This is a genomic window from Sulfurimonas sp. (assembly GCF_014859695.1).
Classification (GTDB): domain Bacteria; phylum Campylobacterota; class Campylobacteria; order Campylobacterales; family Sulfurimonadaceae; genus Sulfurimonas.
In genome coordinates this window covers 1-18,887 of record NZ_JACUTS010000022.1, presented here as the reverse complement: position 1 = coordinate 18,887, position 18,887 = coordinate 1, and the positions used below count along the sequence as shown (strand labels likewise).

Below are 18,887 nucleotides of genomic sequence, written 5' to 3'. Positions count from 1 at the left end.
TGCTTCTTATTGCAGTAGAGCTATAAAACTTTTATAATCCGGCTATCCACATCCTAAGCCATAATCCAATAGTTGTAGTATAACCAACCTCGCTAAAAGCCTCATTGCCATCTTTATCATAAATAATAGTAGTAGGAAAGACGGAAACGCCATATCTTTGAGTTATAAGTTTGTGCTTCATAAGGTTCATCAATTAACAGCTTTATTTAAAGCATAATTCCTTTGATTGTAAAAAAGAGCATACCGGCAAGTACTGCTGTAGCAGGCACAGTAATGAGCCATGCCGCAACAATTTTTTTAATTGCATCTCTTCTTACATATTGAATCTTTTGAGCTTTTTTGATGCTTTTTTTAGTTGATTTTATAATCTTTTTTTCATTAGCTATAAGTTTATATAGCTCAGCAACTCTTGTATAGTCGCTTTGAGATTTTTCATCTTTTTGATCGAGCGCTTTTAACTCATGTTCATAAGCGCTTTTTGTTAACTTCTCATCTTCTATGGAAATAATATCATCCTCAACCGTATGATTTTTTTCATCTTTAGCGTAGAGCCACTCTCTTAAAAAGCCGACACCAAAAACACCTCCAATAGCTATGTGAGTTGAGCTAACAGGCAAGCCCAACTGCGAGGCTATTATGACGGTAATGGAAGCAGCCATTGCTATAGAAAAAGCTCTCATCTGATCAAGATCTGTTATTTCACTTCCTACAGTTTTAATTAGACCGGGACCGTAGAGGGCTAAACCAAGAGAGATACCTAGTGCTCCCACCGCCATGACCCAGAGTGGAATAGATGCCGCTGATGATACTCCTCCACTTACAATAGCATCATTAATTGCCGCCAATGGTCCGATTGCATTTGCAACATCATTTGCACCATGGGCAAAGCTTAACATAGCAGCTGCAAAAATAAGAGGAATGGTAAAGAGTGTATTTACGGATTCTCTTGTATTTTGAAGAGTAGTTGTGTTTGAGTTGATTCTTTTTTTTACAAACATGTAAACAACAAAGGCAACAATTAAACCTATTATGAAAGCTGTTGCAAAAGATGGTTTTTTTGTAATCTCAAGTGATATTAAGGGCAGGGTATTGAGAAGCTCCAATATTTTTGACCAAATATGCTTCATGCCTTTGAGTATAAGATAAGTAACAAAAGCCCAGGACATAATAGCAACAAAAATAGGGACATACTTTTTAGCAGCTTCTATTTTGTCGTCTTGAAAGACAATTGATTTTTTAATAGCAAAGAGAAACGCCGCAGCAATAACCCCTCCCAAAACAGGAGATATTATCCAGGATGCAACAATACCACCCATCGTTACCCAGTTGACTATGCCTACTCCTGCTGCCGCAATTCCGGCACCCATTACTCCACCGACTATTGAGTGGGTTGTAGATACAGGTGCTCTCATCATTGTGGCAAAATTTAGCCAGAGCGCAGCTGCAAGAAGAGCCGCCATCATAGCCCATATAAAGGGGTCTGGGTTTCCGCCAAAAGCTGAGATGTCAATAATCCCGTTTTTAATAGTTTTGACAACATCGCCGCCGGCAATAAGCGCACCTGCCGTTTCAAAAATTGCAGCGATAATAATAGCAGTTGTTAAAGTAAGCGCTTTTGCTCCAACGGCAGGGCTGACGTTGTTAGCAACATCATTAGCCCCTATGTTCATAGCCATGTACGCACCGATAAGCGCTGCTATAGCTAAAAATAGGTTATTAGAGACGCCGCCGTTGCTTAAAAAACTAAAAGTCAAAACTCCTATCATAAAAAATAGGGCAAAACCGAGCCTTGTAAAATCTGCTGCACTCTTTTTTAGTGCCTGTTTTTGAATTTTATCGACAGTACGAATTTCCATAAAAATAGCCTTTTATTAATGGAGGCATTATATTGTAAAATTAATTATAGAATAATTACATACTATCATTTAATAGAGAAATATCAGTGTTTACTTGATATGCGCTTTTATAATTTTTTGCTCCTCTATCGGTCTATCTCCACCCGATCTACCATTTGTGGCAACACTTTGAAGCTTATCTATTACAGCAATTGATTGTGCTGTTGCTTGACCAAATATAGTATGTTTTCCGTTTAACCATGGAGCTGGAGCGGTTGTTATGAAGAACTGACTGCCGTTTGTGTGAGGACCTCTGTTTGCCATAGCTAAAATACCGGATCTATCAAACACCTTGTTTGTAAACTCATCTTTAAAATCTTCCCCCCAGATGCTCTCACCGCCTCTGCCTGTTCCTGTAGGGTCTCCGCCTTGGATCATAAAATCTCTAATAATACGATGAAAAACAACACCGTCGTAATAGCCATTTTTTACATGTGTTAAAAAATTCTCTACCGCCAATGGAGCGATACTCAGGAATAGTCTAAGCTCGATTGTTCCCTGTGTAGTCTCTAAAACAACATGCGGCTCATTGCTTTGGGCGCTAAGATTTATGGAAAAAAGCATAAATAACGCAATTAGAATTTTTTTCATTTTGTCTCCTTTTGTATGATGGTTATATTGTATCTATATTTTATTGAAATTTAAAAAGGATTGTAAGAGTTTTGTTTTAAAGATTATTTAGAACAGTGTGTTTTAGAAGAAGTTTTGTCGCAAAAAGAAATTTGCGACAAAATGAGGTTTTATTTACCGGCAGCAACGCGGTCTTTAAGACCTTTGCCGGCTTTAAACTTAGGAACCATCTTATCTTTTGTAGTATAAGTTTTGTCGGTACCAGGAACTTTACCGCTTTTTCCTTTTTGTAGTGAAGCACTAAAGCTTCCGAATCCAACAAGAGAAACATCTTCCTTTTTCACTAATGCAGATGCTACTGCATCTGTGAATGCTTTGATAGCTGCTTCAGCTTCAACTTTAGTTTTGTAATTACCACTTGCTTGCACTAGTTCAACGAATTGAGCTTTATTCATAAATCTACCCTTGAATTTATAAAGATTTTCCGAAACTACAAAACTCAAAATATAATTTTAAAGCTATGTAATTCAGCTATAGACACTTTATAGTTTATTTGCTTAAAGATTTCTTCTTTTTATCTAAAAATGATAAAAAATATGAACTTTTTCTCTTTTTTAGTCCTACTTTTGCACGCTTGAGTAGTTTAGACACAACGCTGCTGATGTCACTTGCTATAATAAAAGAGGATAATTCTCTTATCTTTTGATACCTGTTTTTACCTGTATGTATAGATAGAAACACATCTTCTAAAGCATCTTTTTCTTGTTTTGTCAGCGTGCTCATAATCTTAATCCTTAAGTTTATTTATTTTTCTTACAGCCCTAATGATCTCATCGTCTTCTAGTCTGCCTAGCATCTCCATAACAACAATAGCAGCTTGCGGCTTGGCTCGACCAAGTTTCCAATCCTGATATGTACGCATAGAAATCCCAAATGAATCAGCCATATCTTTAAGAGATATCTTCTTTCCATTGTTTTGAGACTCTAAAGAGTTATGAAGAATATTAAACAGGTCGTTGATTTGCATACAAGATTGTACGAAATAAATACTTAAATGTACATTTAATTTTAACTAAAATACATAATAAATTGTAATATATGCTGTAAAATATATTAATTAAGCAGTATAATATATTTTACAGCATATATATATATCTATAAGCACGGAATTCCGTATATTATTTGCATAAAAAATTAATTCTTAAGTAGAGAAAAATAAAAAATTGACAGTTTAAAAAAAAGAGAAGTACGGAGGGAAAGGAGGTTGAAATCTATTTTTCTATTAAAATTTTCTTTTGGGTAGGGTAAAGAGTAAAAAAGTCGCCAGACTCAACTATATAAAAGGGCTCATAAGATATCTCTTGTGTTTTAAAGGTAAGTTCTTCGCCATTTGCAAAAGCAAAAGAGATTGTATTTAGACCCCTAAAAGCCTCTTTTACGCTTATCTTTGCATGTTTAACACCGTTTACTATGCTATCTTGCTGGATTTTTAGTTTATTGATCTGCTCTTTTAAGAGAGGAACGCTTGAGGGGGTGTGTTTTAGCGCTCCTTCAAGTTTGTACTTTAGCTCATCTATCTCTTGAGTTAAAAAATTATATTTGCTGTTTAGTGTAGGAATATCCTTGTAGCTTATCTTCAAGAGATTGTCCTCTCCGCTGACACGCTTAATGGTAATTGAGTTGGATGCATAAACTTTGAGGTTGTTTTTCACATTTTCTATGGTTACGTTCTCTGCATAGACGGTGCCGCCAAGAGAGTTCTCTATCTCAACGTTTGTTGCATGCACTTCACCGCCCTCCAAAAGCGTTATTTTTGCACTGTGGCATCTAAGTCTGCCTTTGTGTCTGTTTATTGTAGCGAACTTTGCTTCTTGCGTTGAGTCTTTGTGTGTTGCGCCGTCTATTGTAAGGTTTACGGCTTTAAGGGTTGACTTTGCACCGATATGCCCGTTTATATGAATCGTCTCAGAGGTAAGCTCAACACCTTCTCCAAGGCTGTCCAAAGAGGTGTCGTTTTGAGAGATAATGACTTCTATATTGTTGTCTTCATCTTTTGCTACTGAATCTTGAACACGAGAGAGATGCTCCATTTTGATCTTGTTGTCAACATAAAAGTTGTTTTTATCAAAGTGGACATAGCCTTTTATTTTACTTTTATAGATTTTTTTATCATCATTTTCAATAATATCAATGCTCTTTTTATCTACATGGCATTTTAGGTCTTCGCTGTTTTTTGAATAGACGTTATCAACAATCTCTCCAAAAGCATTAAGCCCATTTTTGCCAAATATTGGTTTTATAAAATCAACCAAGACTTCACCCTCATCGACTTCAATCACCTGATGGTTTGTCTCTTTTTGTAAAAAGCGCATTACAAGCTTGCTGTTTCTTCTTATTTCCAGTTCAACGCCGTTAAAGAGAGGAATCTTCACTTTGTTTACAAATTTGCCACTGTAGAGGTACTTTACAAATGCTTTTAGCTTCCCCTTCATCTGCGTATCAAATATGTTTATCAGAATTCCGTTGAGTGCTTTTATATTGTTGAGCTCTTTTAGCAGAAGCAGGTAGATCTCTTTTGGCTGATATTTTTTATAAGGAATCTGTGACTCAGGATGCAGAATTATTACAGGGGACACATCATTGTCCGAGAAGTTGATATTGTAGTTTAGTCTAACTGTCTTTTTAGGGGTCTCTTTTACCGTAATTGTATAGATCTGCTTGATTCTAACATGTTCGTTAACTAGTTTCTCGTGATCTTTGTAGTAGCTGTGGATGTCTTCGGTATATAAGACAAAGGTGTCGTCCGCAACTGTTTTTATGTAGGTATCAACGCTGTTTATATTAAATGAGAACTCTAGTGCTAAGCGATCATTTTGCGCAGCAAACTTCTCTATAGTGGCGTTGATATTTTTAGTTTTAAATTTTTTAATAAGCAAGCAGGTCACTATAGTCGTATTTTGAAAAATCAAGGTAGAGCTTTCCGTCTTTGTGTATCACTCTTACATCATTGTCATAGGCATCTAAAAATCGTTTTTTTATAATTTTTCTCTGAGATGATTTAAGATCTAAGAGCTTTAGATACTCTTTTAATTCTATTACCTCATGATTGTGGGGATGCACCATTTTGTTGTGATGGTTAAAGCTCTCTACTTCATGTATAGTGGTTGTTTCCTGCTCAAATTGCATTTTTTTGTTTACAAGTTCTAAGATGTTTTTGAGCTGTGCATCTTTGGAGCTATATATCTGCTCTATTTTGTCTCTCTCCGCACGAAGCATCTGTTCTTTGTCATCTATGAGTTTATCTATCTTTGCTTCAAGCTGAGCTATCTTGTTTTTTAGAAAGTTGTTCTCTTTTTGGTAAAGTGCGAGAACCGTAGCCACCGTAATTTTAGGCCTTGCTATCTGCTTCTCATCTCTTGGGACGCTCTCTTTTTCTTCGTGAATCTCTTCTCTTTTGTCCCGCTCAAGCGACTCTCTTGTAACTATAATATATGTGTTACCTTCTTCGATAATATAGTTTAGTTTTTTTGCTCTAATCTTCGAGGTTACCATCTCTTTGGACATTTTAAAGTATTTACAATATTCATCTACCGTTAGTCTCATCTGAAATCCCGATTATTTTTTCGGATATTTTAGCATAATAATGTTTTACGAAAGTTATTTTAAATGAACCCTGTAATATAATTGGGAACAAATTTTATAAAAAGAGTTTAATAATGGGTGTTTTAGATATTGTAAAGCCGGGTGTATTGTTTGGTGATGATGTGCAAAAAGTTTATCAATATGCCAAGGAGAATGGTTTCGCCATTCCTGCAATCAATGTTGTTGGAACTGATTCTATAAACAGTGTTTTAGAAGCTGCAGCAAAAGTAAAATCTCCCGTGATTATTCAATTTAGCAATGGTGGAGCGTCATACTATGCCGGCAAAGGATTAAGTAACGAGAAAGAAAAAGCGGCTATAGCAGGTGCAGTCTCGGGTGCAATCCATGTTCACATGATGGCAGAGGCGTACGGAATCCCTGTTATTTTACATACAGACCACGCAGCAAAAAAGCTTCTTCCTTGGATTGACGCTCTTCTTGATGCCGGAGAGAGCCACTACAAAAGTAACTGCAAGCCTCTCTACTCTTCTCACATGCTAGATCTCTCTGAAGAGCCTCTAGATGAGAATGTGGCAATATGTAAAAAATATCTGCAGAGAATGAGCAAAATCGGCATGAGCATAGAGATAGAGTTAGGCGTTACCGGCGGAGAAGAGGATGGCGTAGACAACTCAAGCATTGACAACTCTTTGCTTTATACACAGCCTGAAGATGTAGCATTTGCATATAAAGAGCTGAGCGAAGTTTCGCCTCATTTTACAATAGCGGCCTCATTTGGTAATGTTCACGGTGTATATAAACCCGGAAATGTAGTGCTTACTCCAAAAATTTTGGATAACTCTCAAAAATACATAGAAGAAAAATTCGGCACTAAAGAAAAGCCGGTAAACTTCGTCTTCCACGGCGGTTCAGGTTCAACTCCGGAAGAGATTCGTGAAGCTATAAGCTACGGCGTAATCAAGATGAATATCGACACTGACGCACAGTGGGCTACATGGATAGGCGTCAAAGAGTATTATGAGAAAAACAGAGATTACCTCCAAGGTCAGATTGGAAATCCAGAGGGCGAAGATAAGCCAAACAAAAACTACTATGACCCTAGAAAATGGCTCAGAGCCGGTCAGTTGACTCTGATTCAAAGAGTCGAGAGTGCATTTTCTGACCTAAATGCTATAGGCAGAAATTAGCCAAATCATAATGAATGATAAAGTATTTGCAAAACCGATAAAAAAACAGTTTGAGTTCGATGAAGAGGTTGCAGCCGTCTTTGATGACATGCTCAAAAGAAGTGTGCCTTTTTATGGGGAGTCGCAGAAGATTACAGAATTTTTTGCTCTAAAACAGCTTGGAGATGGCGGCGTAGCTTATGATTTGGGCTGCTCAACCGCAACGCTTCTGATAAGCATAAGCAGAAAACTAAAAAACAGAGCAACGTTAGTGGGACTTGACAACTCAGAAGCGATGCTGGAGCAGGCGAGAAAGAAGCGCGAAGCGTTCAAGGCAGATATAGAGCTTAAAAATGCTGATATTTTGGAATACGATTATAAAGAAGCCGACCTTTTTATCAGCAACTATACACTGCAGTTTATCCGCCCGCTGATTCGTGAAGAGCTTATAAAGAAGATATCTGCTTCACTCAAAAAAGAGGGTATTTTTATCTTTAGCGAGAAGGTTATTTCACATCACCCTAAGTTAAACAAAGATCTTATTGAGTGCTACTACGACTTCAAAAAAGAGCAGGGCTACTCTGAGTATGAGATAATGCAAAAGAGAGAAGCACTTGAGAATGTTTTGGTGCCATATAGCGAAGATGAAAATATTAAAATGGCGAAAAACTGCGGTTTCTCACACTGTGAGGTGGTCTTCCGCTGGGCAAACTTCGCAACATTCATAGCTATAAAGTAAAATTACTTCATATTTCGTCGTTAATTTAACTCAATGTACGGGAGTACATTTCGTCAAATTGCCTAGAACTATTTTGTAATTTTAATTTATAGGGTTTTTGTAAATTACTTCATATTTCGTCGTTAGTATTGTAAATCTCGAAAAACTTGTAGGGGGTTGCAAGGGACATCTGTCCCTGCCACAAAACGAAGTTTCTTTAGAAAAACGGACTTGTTCGTTTTTCTAAAGAAACATTTTCACTTCGTGAAAACCGCATTAGCTTGTTTTAGTGCGTAACATCAGTGCCTTACCAGACATTCCCTTTTGGCTTCTCTTCTTCGGCTCCTACTACATACTCTACGGCTTCATCTGCTTTTTTGCCAAGCTTTTTATAGGTGATAATGTCATCCTCACCGCACTCTTTGTGGTAGTAGCCTTGAAGGTCATAATACTCTTTGCAATCGCTGTAGTATTTCAGCGATACGCCGTGCTTATTAAAACACCCAGAGAAGATAAACAGAGCTGATATAATGAGTAAATATTTTGTCATAGCTGTTTTCAAGCAAAAATTAATCCACATTTTTTAAACCTTGAAACTCTCTTTTGTTTTGCAGTATTGTGTTAAAAAACATTCGTCGCATTTTGGGTTTTTTGCTTTGCAGATATAGCGTCCAAAAAGCACCATTCCCTGATGAAGCGTACGGAGATTGTTTTTAAACTTTTTGACAAGAGTCGCTTCTGTTTTTGTTGCCGTTTTGTCATCGCTAAGACCCAGTCTGTGAGAGACTCTAAAAACGTGTGTATCGACCGCCATTAGATTTGCTCCTGTGTACTCTATCATGACCACGTTTGCCGTCTTTTGACCCACTCCGGCGAGTGTTATAAGTTCTTTTTCATCCATTGGTATCTTACCGCCGTAAACCCCTACGACTCTTTTTGCCATTGCTATAATATTTTTTGCTTTGTTGTTAAAAAATGAACAACTGTTAATGATGGACTTTACATCTTCTATATCAGCTTTTTCCAATGCTTCTGGATCTGGATACTTTTTAAAGAGAGATGGCGTGATAAGATTTACTCTTACGTCGGTACATTGAGCAGATAGTGCAACCGCAATAACCAGTTCATATGCGTTTTTATACGTTAACTCGGTGACTGCGTCGCTATATTTTTCTATAAAAAGGTCGTGAATCTCTTTAATTTCTTCTTTTGTGGCTTTTTTCATGACGCAATTATATACAAAATGCGCTCTGTTTAATAATCATTAGTATTAACTAACTAAAATTTTTTTAATAAATAAGGAAGAATGATGAAAACAGTAAAAAGATTGGTAGCTTCATTAGCTATAGTATCGACAATGTCAATGGCTCAAACCTTGGTAACGGTGAACGGCACCGCTATTACTCAAGAAGATGTAGATAAGGAGCTTATGACTGCGACACAGGGAAGGCTTAATCAGGTTCCTCCTGAAAAGCAGTCAGAATTCAGAAAACAGGTGCTAGAGCAGTTAATAGCAAAAGAACTTGTTTATGATGACGCTAAAAAATCAGGACTTTTAGAGGCAGCTGATTTTAAAGAGAGATACGAAGAGGTGACCAATAGAATTAAAAAAGAGGTTGCTATTCAGGTTTGGCAAAAAAGAGAGTTCGACAAGATAGCTATCTCTGAAAAAGAGAAGAAAGATTACTACGATGCAAATAAAGAGGAGTTTGCTGAAGATGAGAGCGTGAGAGCGCGTCACATACTTGTAGAGAAAGAGAGTGATGCTAAGAGCATTATTGCTCAGCTAAAGCCTCTAAAAGGTGATGCTCTTAAAAACAAGTTTATGGAGATTGCAAAAGAGAAATCAACTTGTGCAAGTGCTCCTGAGGGCGGTGACCTTGGCTACTTCTCAACGGGACAAATGGTACCTGAGTTTAATGATAAAGCGTTTTCTATGAAAGAAAAAGAATTCACCACAGAACCAGTAAAAACGCAGTTTGGGCATCATGTCATCTATATTGAAGACAAAAAACCAAAAACAACTAGAAACTACTCTGAAGTAAAAGCGGCAATTGAGCAGAGACTAAAAGTCGAAAAAGCTAAAAATGTAATGCTTGAGAAGATGAAAGAGCTAGAGAAAAAAGCACAGATCAAATAAACACTTTATTTATCTATTCTCCTATCTCCAACTTATATGTTGATAGAAGACGTTTTATATAAAAATAACGTTGTCGTCTAACTCCGCTCTTCTTGGCTTGTAGGTGTTGATTTTTGCATCTTTATCTTCATAGCCGAGAACGATGCTATATAAAAATGCAAGATTTTGTGGAACTTCAAGCACATCTGCTACAACTTTTCCAAACTCTGTCGTTGAGCCTTGCGGACAACTCTCTATACCAAATTCACTAGCTGCGAGCATAATGGTTTGCATGTATGCGCCGCAGTCAATAAGTGCTCCCTGCGCACCATCTATCATGGACTTATCCGTAAAGACAAAAAATACACTTTGTGCGCCAAACCATCTAAAGTTATCATGCCACATCTTTGTTCTTGTCTCTATATCTTTTCTATCTACGTCCATTAAAGTGTAGAGTCCAACTCCTGTCTCTACCCTTCTTTTTTTATAAGGAGCTTTCCAGTTTAGTGGGTAGTACTGGATAAATTGGTCATTTTCTACGCCGCTGTTCATTTTCTCAATTATTGCATCGCCAATCTTTTTTAAGACCTTATTGTCACTTATGGCATATGTAATCCAAGGCTGCATATTTGCTCCGCTTGGAGTCATGGCAGCAGCTTTTAAAATTTTTTCTTGAATTTCTCGCGGCACCGGTTTTGGCAAAAAGGCTCTTTTTGATGAACGATTTACGATGGCATCGATAATTGTTGACATATATAATCCTAAGTAAAACTTTTTCGGAATTATAATATAAATTGAATTAAAAGACATCATTATGGCTAAAGACTAAGAAGACTTGACAAGACATCACTCAACTCGATATAATAATCGTCAAAATATAAAAAAGGAATTTATAAATGAATAATATATTTGAAAAACTTACAAACAATATGACAGAGTCTATTGAGTCGGCGCTCTCGCTCGCTCTATATAACAAAAACCAAGAGGTAGAACCGATACACTTTTTGTGGGCACAGCTCACTAACTCAAACTCCGTACTGAATCAGATGCTTAACAAAATGAATATTGACAAAGTGGCAATTGAACTTGATGTAAAGAGCATAAGCCAAAAGCTTCCTAAATCCTCAACCGTCTCAAAAGAGAGCATAAGAATCTCTAAAAACTTTGTTCAGACACTTGAGGACGGCATCGGACTTATGACAAAGAATGGAGACTCGTTTTTAGCTGTGGATACCTATCTGTTGGCAAATCTGAAAAATGAGCCGTTTTTCACTCTGCTAAAAAAGTATAGCGATATATCTGAGTTGGCAAAAAATATAGAGGCTTCAAGAGGCAATACGAAGATAGAGTCTCAGAGCTCGGATGAGACGCTGGAGTCACTTAAGAAGTATGGGATAGATTTAACTGCAGAAGCAAAAGAGGGGAAACTCTCTCCCGTAATCGGGCGTGATGAAGAGATTACCCGTATGATGCAGATACTTATCCGTAAAACCAAAAACAACCCTATGCTGCTAGGTGAGCCCGGTGTTGGTAAAACAGCGCTTGTAGAGGGTTTGGCTCAAAGAATCAGTGACGGCAAAGTGCCGACATCTCTGCAGAACAAAAAGGTAATAGCGCTTGATATGAGTTCTTTGATTGCCGGTGCAAAATATAGAGGCGAGTTTGAAGACAGGCTCAAAGCCGTTATTGACGAGGTAAAAAAGAGCGGCAACATTATACTTTTTATAGATGAGATTCACACTATTGTAGGAGCAGGAGCAAGTGAGGGGAGCATGGATGCGGCAAATATCCTAAAACCGGCACTTGCGCGCGGAGAGCTTCACACCATAGGGGCGACTACGTTAAAAGAGTATAGAAAATATTTTGAAAAAGATATGGCGCTTCAGAGACGTTTCTTGCCGATTAATCTTGATGAGCCGAGCGTAAATCAGTCGCTACAGATACTTCGCGGTATCAAAGAGCGTTTAGAGATGCACCACAATGTAACTATTACCGACAGCGCTTTAGTTGCCGCGGCAAAACTCTCCGACAGATATATAGCAGACAGATTTCTGCCTGACAAGGCAATCGACCTTATAGACGAGGCGGCGGCTGAACTTAAGATGCAGATAGAGTCCGAACCGCATGCTCTGAGCAATGCAAAGATAAAGAGTTCTGAGCTGCATGTTGAGCAAGAGGCTCTAAAAATGGAAGATACTCCCGCAAATACAAAGCGCCTTCTTGAGATTAAAAAAGAGCTTGCAGACGTTGAGGAGAAAGTGAGAAGTTTAGAGGCACAGTTTGCTTATGAGAGAGAGGTTTTTGGAAAAATTTCAAGTATCAAAAATGAGATTGAGGCAAAAAGAAGAGAAGCCAATATTGCAAAAAGTTCATCAGAGTTTAACCGTGCTGCCGAGATAGAGTATGGCGAGATTCCTGCGCTTTTAAAACAAGAAAAAGAGATTACCGAGAGTTGGGAAAAACTGCAAAAAGAGGGGACGCTTCTTAAAAACAGCGTTGATGAAGAGTCGATTGCTTCCATCATCTCAAGATGGACGGGTATTCCTGTTAAGAAGATGCTCCAAGCCGACAAAGATAAGATTTTAAATGTTGAAGAGGAGCTAAACAAAGAGGTTGTGGGGCAAAGTAAGGCTACACATGCAGTTGCGCGCGCTATAAAAAGAAACAAAGCGGGACTCTCTAGCGGCAACTCGCCCATTGGAAGTTTTCTCTTTTTAGGACCTACCGGTGTGGGAAAAACGCAGACGGCTAAAACTTTGGCAAAGTTTCTGTTTGACTCTCCTGATGCTATGGTGCGAATAGACATGAGCGAATACATGGAGAAACATTCAGTTTCTCGCTTAGTCGGTGCGGCTCCGGGATATGTGGGTTATGAAGAGGGCGGACAACTGACTGAAGCGGTAAGAAGAAAACCATACAGCGTCATTTTATTTGATGAGGTTGAAAAAGCGCATCCTGATGTGTTCAATATTTTGTTGCAGGTTTTGGATGATGGAAGATTAACTGATAACAAAGGTGTCACGGTTGACTTTACAAACACTATTATAATACTCACTTCAAATATCGCGAGCGATAAGATAATCAACAATCAAGATTCAGATACGCTTCAAGAGATGGTTTTAGGCGAGTTGAAGCAGGCATTTAAACCAGAGTTTTTGAACAGGCTGGATGATATAGTTATCTTTAACGCACTTGGACGTGAGCAGATAGTGGGAATAGTAGATATATTCTTCAGTGAGATTGCACGAAAAGTAGCTTCAAGAGATATAACTTTGACTCTAAGCAAAAATGCAAAAGCTTATGTAGCCGAAGCAGGATTTGACCCGGTATATGGAGCTAGACCTCTTAAGCGTGCTCTTTATGAGATAGTTGAAGACAGACTTGCAGAGCTCATTTTAGAGGGCAAAGTAGAAGAGGGTTCACATGTGGAGTTTGATTTTGAAGAAGGTGAGATAAAGGTTAAAATATCTTAATGTCACCAAGCGCAAACCTTAACCACGCTTTAAGTAACTTTCTTATATTATTTCAAACTTAATTTTAAAGAAGGATATGTCATGAAAAGAACATACCAGCCTCATAACACGCCAAGAAAGAGAACTCATGGTTTCAGATTGAGAATGTCAACAAAAAATGGCCGTCGTATAATTAACCGTCGTCGTGCTAAAGGTCGTAAAAAATTGTCGGTTTAGGAAATTTCTATACACTAAAACTCCACAAAGAGTTTCAGTATGTATATAGAAAAGGAAAAGATGCGCACTCGGATAGCATAGTGCTTTTTTTTCTTCCCGCGAATGAGATTCATAAAGTGGGTTTTACGGCTACCAAAAAAATAGGCAACGCCGTAAAGAGAAATAGAGCTAAAAGAAGACTTAGAGCTCTCTTTCGTGAATTCTCCCCCTCTCTCAAAGATGGTACATATATTTTTGTAGCAAAACAAGCAATTAATGAAGCAGCCCACCAACAACTAAAAAATGATTTTCAAAAGATTTTGAAGCGTTTAAATACGACAAAGAAAGAGCTTGATGTTTAGGAAGTTTTTACTTAAGTTTTTATGGCTTTATCAGAAGTTTTTTACGCTTATTGGATACGGTAGTTGCAGATATTACCCATCTTGCAGTGAATATGCAAGAATAAACTTCGAAAACAACTCCATTTCAAGTGCTTTTTACCACACTTTTACTAGAATACTCCGTTGTAATCAATTTTTTGAAGGTGGCATCGAGTATCCACTGCTTGACAAACTCTCATTAAAGCCTGCAAAGATAGGGGTTGATTCTATAAAATATTGGTTGGTTCCAAATAAAAAAAACCGTTTTTATATCATAAAAAATTTTTCATTTAAAGGTAGACCGTGTTAGATAAAATGACACCAAATCAAAGATTAATGATAGCAGTAGTGCTTTCAATCCTGTTCTTCGTAGCGTATACGCTTATATTTCCACCTGAGGAGATAGAGAGTGCAAAAAATAATCAGACAAACACTCAAACATCACAATCCTCTACCGAGTCTGTGGCAACAAAAGTAGAAGATGTCGTAAGTCATGAGATTTCAAATGATGAAAAGATGGCTGCAAATGATTTGAGCACTTTAGTTACTATAACGAGTGATAATTTCATAATGAAGCTGGATACATTGGGGCGTATCTCTTCAAAAGTGTTGCTTCAAGACAAATATAACGACAAAGATGACAAGCATGCACAGCTCATTCCCGACGCTGGACCTAAGCCTCTTTTTATCAGGTTTTTAGATCAAAACTTAAACGATGAAGCTTCTAAAGTGCCATATAAAACGACAACTTCTGAAATTTCTTTAAAAGACGGATCTCAAAAAGTCGTATTGACGCAGGAACTTCCTAGCCTAAGAGTTACAAAAGAGATTCTCTTTTTTGCAGACGGACATTACGATGTAAAAATTTCGCTCTCTGAGGATAAGAAATATTTTGTCTATTTAGGGCAAAGACCGCGTATTACAGAGCAGATGATGACTGTCTCGGGTGCAATGGTCTATACAGATGATGAGATAGTGACCATCATAGAAGATGGCGATGCGGCAGGAAGAAAAACATTTAGCGGTGTTGAGCTTATCTCTGCATTTGATCAATACTCTGCGACAATTATGTACGGATTTACAAAAGATACCAATATCATTGTAGAGAGAGACAAAAATGATGATCCAGTTATCTATTTTGAAGCACTTCAAAATATGTCTTTTAGCGGCTATATTGGGCAAAAAGAGTACAAAACTCTAAAGAGCATAAAGCCTGTTTTGACAAATGCTATTGAGTATGGGTGGTTTACATTTGCATCAAAACCGTTGTTTCAACTACTATCATGGCTGCATGGTATTTTTGGTAACTGGGGTTGGTCTATCGTAGCGCTTACGATCATTATCAGAACAGTGCTTTATCCTTTAACGTATAAGGGCATGGTCTCTATGCAGAAGATGAAGGATCTCTCTCCTCATATAAAAGAGATTCAGAAAAAGTACAAAGGCGATCCGCAGCGAATGAACGCAGCCGTGATGGATACATATAAAAAACATGGAGCAAATCCTCTTGGAGGGTGTCTGCCAATGATCTTGCAGATTCCTGTATTTTTTGCAATCTACCGCGTACTTCTAAACGCTGTTGAACTTCAGGGTGCCGAGTGGGCATTTTGGATAGATGACCTCTCTAGAATGGATGCAACATTTATTCTTCCTATTTTAATGGGTGCTTCAATGTACTATCAGCAAAAGCTCACGCCTAGTAACTTTACGGATCCGATGCAGGAGAAAATATTTAAGTTTTTACCGATAATATTTACATTTTTCTTCTTAACATTCCCATCAGGATTGGTTCTTTACTGGTTTGTAAACAATCTGTTCTCTATCGCACAGCAGTTTGTTGTAAATCAGCAGTTTAAAAATGCTAAAGAAGCAGAAATTGCAACGCATAAGCATGCGGAGAAGACAGATGATTAAGATAGAGTCAACCACTCTAGAGCAAGCGTGCAAAGATGCCGCAGCTGCTTTAGAGTGTTCAGCGAGCGAGCTTATTATAGAGATTGTTCAAAGTCCAAGCAACGGTTTTATGGGGCTCTTTAAGAAGAGTGCTATAATCGTTGCCGCTAAGAAAAAACAAGAAAACAGAGAAAACAAAGAGAGCAAAGAGAAGCAGGCGCAAACAATAGCTGTAAAAAAAGAGAAGCCTGAGTATAAGCCACAAGAGAAGAGAGTACAAAAAACAGAGCCTAAAAAAGAGAGTAAAAAACCTTCTCACAACATAATCAATGATACGATTATGCCTCAGTCATTTGTCAGCATGCAAGACGATGATGATTATGATATGGCGGATATTAACTATACGGCCGATTATGAAGAGGATGAGGAGGAACAGAAGAAAGAGTCTGGCTCTGCTAAAGTTTTTAACGCATTTGAAGTTGCTAAAAAGGTACAAAAAGAGATCAATGAGCTTTTCGCTCAGATTTGCTTTAAGATTGACAAGATAGAGGTAAGCGCTTATGATGAAACTACACTTCTTGTAGAGTTTAAAGGCGAAGATGCAGCACTTCTTATAGGGAAAGAGGGTTACAGATACAAAGCGCTCTCATATATGATTTTCAACTGGATAAACACTAAATATCAACTTCAGCTACGTCTGGAAATCGCAGAGTTTTTAAAAAATCAAGAGGAATCTGTAGCAAGATATCTTCTTGGCGTTTGTGAAAACGTAGAAAGAGACGGCAGAGCGCAGACGAAAATACTTGACGGTGTTTTAATCCAAATCGCACTAAAAGAGCTTCGTGATAAGTACCCAAACAAATATGTAGCCGTCCGCTCTACGCGTGAGGGACTTAAATTTATCATTATAAATGATTACCACAACTAAGAGATGAGTGAAGATACCATAAGTGCCATTGCAACAGCAAATGGCATAGGCTCTATCGCAATTATCCGCATAAGCGGAGATAGAGCTTTAGAAATAGCAAAAAAACTTACCCTCAAGCAAGATTTTTCCCCAAGATATGCAACTCTAAGCACTATTTATGACTTTAATAACGAGCTAATAGATGAGTCAATACTTATCTACTTCAAAGCACCTTTCTCTTTTACAGCCGAAGATGTGGTAGAGATACAGTGTCATGGCGGTTTTATAGTTGCACAAAGCATACTCAAGGCTACCATCGCACATGGAGCCAGACTTGCAACTGCCGGCGAATTTTCCAAAAGAGCTTTCTTTAACGGTCGAATTGACTTGAGCGAAGCCGAAGCAATTGCACAGCTCATAGAAGCAAAAAGCGAAGACGCGGCAAAAATATTGGCTCGTCAGATGAAGGGTTCGCTCAAAGAGTATATTGAGAAAATCCGTGATGAGATTATACATATACTTGCCTACTCCGAAGTGAGCATAGACTATGCAGAGGAGGATTTGCCTGAGGATTTGGTAGAGCAAATTGAGGCAAAACTAAGAGAACTCAAAAAGTCACTCTCCTCGACTCTTCTTGCAAGCAGGGCAAGAGAGGGACTTATGCAGGGGTTTAAAGTAGCAATCATCGGAAAGCCAAACGTCGGCAAAAGTTCACTCCTAAACACATTGCTAAGCTATAACCGTGCGATTGTAAGCGATATCGCAGGAACGACAAGAGACACGATAGAAGAGCAGGTTAAGATAGGCACACACCTTATCCGTATAGTAGATACGGCTGGTATTCGCGAAGCAGGCGATGAGATAGAGCGCATAGGGATAGAGCGCTCACTTGAAGCCATAAAAGAGAGCGATATCGTAGTTGCTCTCTTTGACGCCTCAAGAGAAGCCGATGCAGAGGATAAGATGATAATCTCGCTTGTTAAGTCATATGCCAAAGCCAAAGATGTTTTGTATGTAAAAAACAAGGTGGATTTAGAGCCGAAGTTCGAGACTTTGGATATAGCGTTTGACATGGAGCTTAACACAAAAGAGAGCGTTGATGAGTTGATTCAATCTCTTGAAGATATCATGAACAGAGCAAATTCCTCAGATGAGATGATGCTTATATCGCAAAGACAGATAGCGGCGGTAGAAAACACCCTTAAAAACATTGACGAAGCGTTTGAGCCGCTTAATGATCAGGAGCTTGAAATATTCTCGTTTCATCTAAATGAAGCTGTAAAAGAGATGGCATCTATAACAAGACCTTTTGAGAACGATGAGATGCTTGACAAGATGTTCGGCTCTTTTTGTCTAGGGAAATAATGAAGTATATTGCTATAGATTTGGGCTTAAAAAGAATAGGTTTGGCATATAGCGCGCATAAAGATTTGGTCACTCCTCTAAAGGCAGTAGAGCGGAAAAACAGAGACCAAGCGGCAAGAGATGTCAAAAAAGTTCTTGACGAATGGGAAGTTAATGCCGTAGTAGTCGGTATACCGATGGGCGGAAGCAGCGAGGATGAGATGAAGCGCCGCGTCGCGCACTTTATGAATCTGGTAGATTTTAAGGGCGAGATTTTTTTTCAAGATGAGAGCAACTCCTCAAAAGAGGCAGAGAGCATGATGAAGGGCGAGATAAAGCAGATTCGTGACGGACGTGTCGACTCCATCTCTGCTATGATAATCTTGCAGAGGTTTTTGGCAAAAAATAAAAATGTATAGAACTATATCCCCTTTCTCTCGTTTGTGCGCTCTACACGGGAATGCATATAAGGCTAAAGAGGCAAAAGCATACACTCCAACGCGGGAGCGCTAGGGCGAGAAAGAGCAACAGGGTTGTAAAAAGTGGAGATTCATTCACTGGGGTGTAATTTGAAAAGTAATCGCTTATTTGCAAACTGTATAGAGGACAAACACAAAGGAAATT

At 38.3% G+C, this 18,887-nt stretch carries 22 protein-coding genes; 11 read left to right on the top strand and 11 right to left on the bottom strand.

Annotated elements, in window-relative coordinates; all coding sequences use genetic code 11:
- Positions 1-31: 31 nt before the first annotated feature.
- The 8 genes from IBX42_RS05925 to IBX42_RS05890 form a co-directional block, all read right to left on the bottom strand.
- Positions 32-181: a hypothetical protein gene (locus IBX42_RS05925; RefSeq protein WP_294930242.1), complete on the bottom strand. Its 150-nt coding sequence runs from the start codon at positions 179-181 to the stop codon at positions 32-34.
- 25 nt (positions 182-206) lie between these two features.
- On the bottom strand, positions 207-1,856 hold the full coding sequence (locus IBX42_RS05920) for an inorganic phosphate transporter (RefSeq protein WP_294930239.1): 1,650 nt from the start codon (positions 1,854-1,856) through the stop codon (positions 207-209).
- A 90-nt stretch (positions 1,857-1,946) separates the two neighbouring features.
- Positions 1,947-2,486: a peptidylprolyl isomerase gene (locus tag IBX42_RS05915; protein ID WP_294930236.1), complete on the bottom strand. Its 540-nt coding sequence runs from the start codon at positions 2,484-2,486 to the stop codon at positions 1,947-1,949.
- A gap of 149 nt (positions 2,487-2,635) precedes the next feature.
- Complete coding sequence (locus tag IBX42_RS05910) at positions 2,636-2,920, bottom strand: HU family DNA-binding protein (protein WP_294930233.1); 285 nt, start codon at positions 2,918-2,920, stop codon at positions 2,636-2,638.
- 94 nt (positions 2,921-3,014) lie between these two features.
- Complete coding sequence (locus IBX42_RS05905) at positions 3,015-3,248, bottom strand: hypothetical protein (RefSeq protein ID WP_294930229.1); 234 nt, start codon at positions 3,246-3,248, stop codon at positions 3,015-3,017.
- Positions 3,249-3,252: 4 nt separating this feature from the next.
- Positions 3,253-3,492, bottom strand: a complete 240-nt coding sequence (locus IBX42_RS05900; protein ID WP_294930227.1) for an XRE family transcriptional regulator — start codon at positions 3,490-3,492, stop codon at positions 3,253-3,255.
- Between the two features lie 244 nt (positions 3,493-3,736).
- Positions 3,737-5,410 carry a flagellar assembly protein A gene (locus IBX42_RS05895; RefSeq protein WP_294930275.1) on the bottom strand — a complete coding sequence of 558 codons (1,674 nt, stop codon included), beginning with the start codon at positions 5,408-5,410 and terminating at the stop codon, positions 3,737-3,739.
- Positions 5,391-6,068 (bottom strand): hypothetical protein, encoded by a 678-nt coding sequence (locus IBX42_RS05890; protein ID WP_294930224.1) that lies wholly within the window; start codon positions 6,066-6,068, stop codon positions 5,391-5,393. Before IBX42_RS05890 ends, IBX42_RS05895 begins: the two co-directional genes overlap by 20 nt.
- A gap of 113 nt (positions 6,069-6,181) precedes the next feature.
- On the opposite strand from IBX42_RS05890, the gene fbaA reads away from it, so the two are divergent.
- Both fbaA and cmoA read left to right on the top strand, forming a co-directional pair.
- Positions 6,182-7,255: a class II fructose-bisphosphate aldolase gene (gene fbaA / locus IBX42_RS05885; RefSeq protein ID WP_294930221.1), complete on the top strand. Its 1,074-nt coding sequence runs from the start codon at positions 6,182-6,184 to the stop codon at positions 7,253-7,255.
- A 10-nt stretch (positions 7,256-7,265) separates the two neighbouring features.
- The gene (gene cmoA / locus IBX42_RS05880; RefSeq protein WP_294930218.1) at positions 7,266-7,973 is read left to right on the top strand and encodes a carboxy-S-adenosyl-L-methionine synthase CmoA; all 708 of its coding nucleotides are present in this window, start codon (positions 7,266-7,268) and stop codon (positions 7,971-7,973) included.
- A gap of 286 nt (positions 7,974-8,259) precedes the next feature.
- Here the strand turns inward: cmoA and IBX42_RS05875 are convergent, their stop codons facing one another.
- Both IBX42_RS05875 and nth read right to left on the bottom strand, forming a co-directional pair.
- Positions 8,260-8,532 carry a hypothetical protein gene (locus tag IBX42_RS05875; protein WP_294930215.1) on the bottom strand — a complete coding sequence of 91 codons (273 nt, stop codon included), beginning with the start codon at positions 8,530-8,532 and terminating at the stop codon, positions 8,260-8,262.
- A 3-nt stretch (positions 8,533-8,535) separates the two neighbouring features.
- Positions 8,536-9,177: an endonuclease III gene (gene nth, locus IBX42_RS05870; protein WP_294930212.1), complete on the bottom strand. Its 642-nt coding sequence runs from the start codon at positions 9,175-9,177 to the stop codon at positions 8,536-8,538.
- An 84-nt stretch (positions 9,178-9,261) separates the two neighbouring features.
- Here nth and IBX42_RS05865 point away from each other — a divergent pair, with 84 nt between their 5' ends.
- Positions 9,262-10,092 (top strand): peptidylprolyl isomerase, encoded by an 831-nt coding sequence (locus IBX42_RS05865; protein ID WP_294930209.1) that lies wholly within the window; start codon positions 9,262-9,264, stop codon positions 10,090-10,092.
- Positions 10,093-10,146: 54 nt separating this feature from the next.
- Here IBX42_RS05865 and IBX42_RS05860 read toward each other — a convergent pair whose 3' ends face one another.
- Positions 10,147-10,824: a nitroreductase gene (locus IBX42_RS05860; protein WP_294930206.1), complete on the bottom strand. Its 678-nt coding sequence runs from the start codon at positions 10,822-10,824 to the stop codon at positions 10,147-10,149.
- Positions 10,825-10,967: 143 nt separating this feature from the next.
- On the opposite strand from IBX42_RS05860, the gene IBX42_RS05855 reads away from it, so the two are divergent.
- From IBX42_RS05855 to ruvX, 8 genes are all read left to right on the top strand, one after another.
- Positions 10,968-13,544, top strand: coding sequence for an AAA family ATPase (locus IBX42_RS05855; protein ID WP_294930203.1), 2,577 nt, complete (start codon positions 10,968-10,970; stop codon positions 13,542-13,544).
- Positions 13,545-13,625: 81 nt separating this feature from the next.
- The gene (gene rpmH, locus IBX42_RS05850; protein ID WP_294930200.1) at positions 13,626-13,760 is read left to right on the top strand and encodes a 50S ribosomal protein L34; all 135 of its coding nucleotides are present in this window, start codon (positions 13,626-13,628) and stop codon (positions 13,758-13,760) included.
- Entirely contained in the window at positions 13,748-14,101 is a 354-nt protein-coding gene (gene rnpA / locus IBX42_RS05845) for a ribonuclease P protein component (RefSeq protein ID WP_294930271.1), read from the top strand. Before rpmH ends, rnpA begins: the two co-directional genes overlap by 13 nt.
- Positions 14,094-14,429 (top strand): membrane protein insertion efficiency factor YidD, encoded by a 336-nt coding sequence (yidD, locus tag IBX42_RS05840; protein ID WP_294930196.1) that lies wholly within the window; start codon positions 14,094-14,096, stop codon positions 14,427-14,429. Before rnpA ends, yidD begins: the two co-directional genes overlap by 8 nt.
- On the top strand, positions 14,423-16,033 hold the full coding sequence (gene yidC / locus IBX42_RS05835) for a membrane protein insertase YidC (RefSeq protein WP_294930193.1): 1,611 nt from the start codon (positions 14,423-14,425) through the stop codon (positions 16,031-16,033). Before yidD ends, yidC begins: the two co-directional genes overlap by 7 nt.
- Positions 16,026-16,940, top strand: a complete 915-nt coding sequence (locus tag IBX42_RS05830) for a Jag N-terminal domain-containing protein (protein ID WP_294930190.1) — start codon at positions 16,026-16,028, stop codon at positions 16,938-16,940. Before yidC ends, IBX42_RS05830 begins: the two co-directional genes overlap by 8 nt.
- A gap of 3 nt (positions 16,941-16,943) precedes the next feature.
- A complete protein-coding gene (mnmE, locus tag IBX42_RS05825; RefSeq protein ID WP_294930187.1) occupies positions 16,944-18,284 on the top strand; it encodes a tRNA uridine-5-carboxymethylaminomethyl(34) synthesis GTPase MnmE in 1,341 nt (446 codons plus the stop codon).
- The gene (gene ruvX / locus IBX42_RS05820; RefSeq protein WP_294930184.1) at positions 18,284-18,682 is read left to right on the top strand and encodes a Holliday junction resolvase RuvX; all 399 of its coding nucleotides are present in this window, start codon (positions 18,284-18,286) and stop codon (positions 18,680-18,682) included. Before mnmE ends, ruvX begins: the two co-directional genes overlap by 1 nt.
- Positions 18,683-18,887 lie beyond the last annotated feature (205 nt).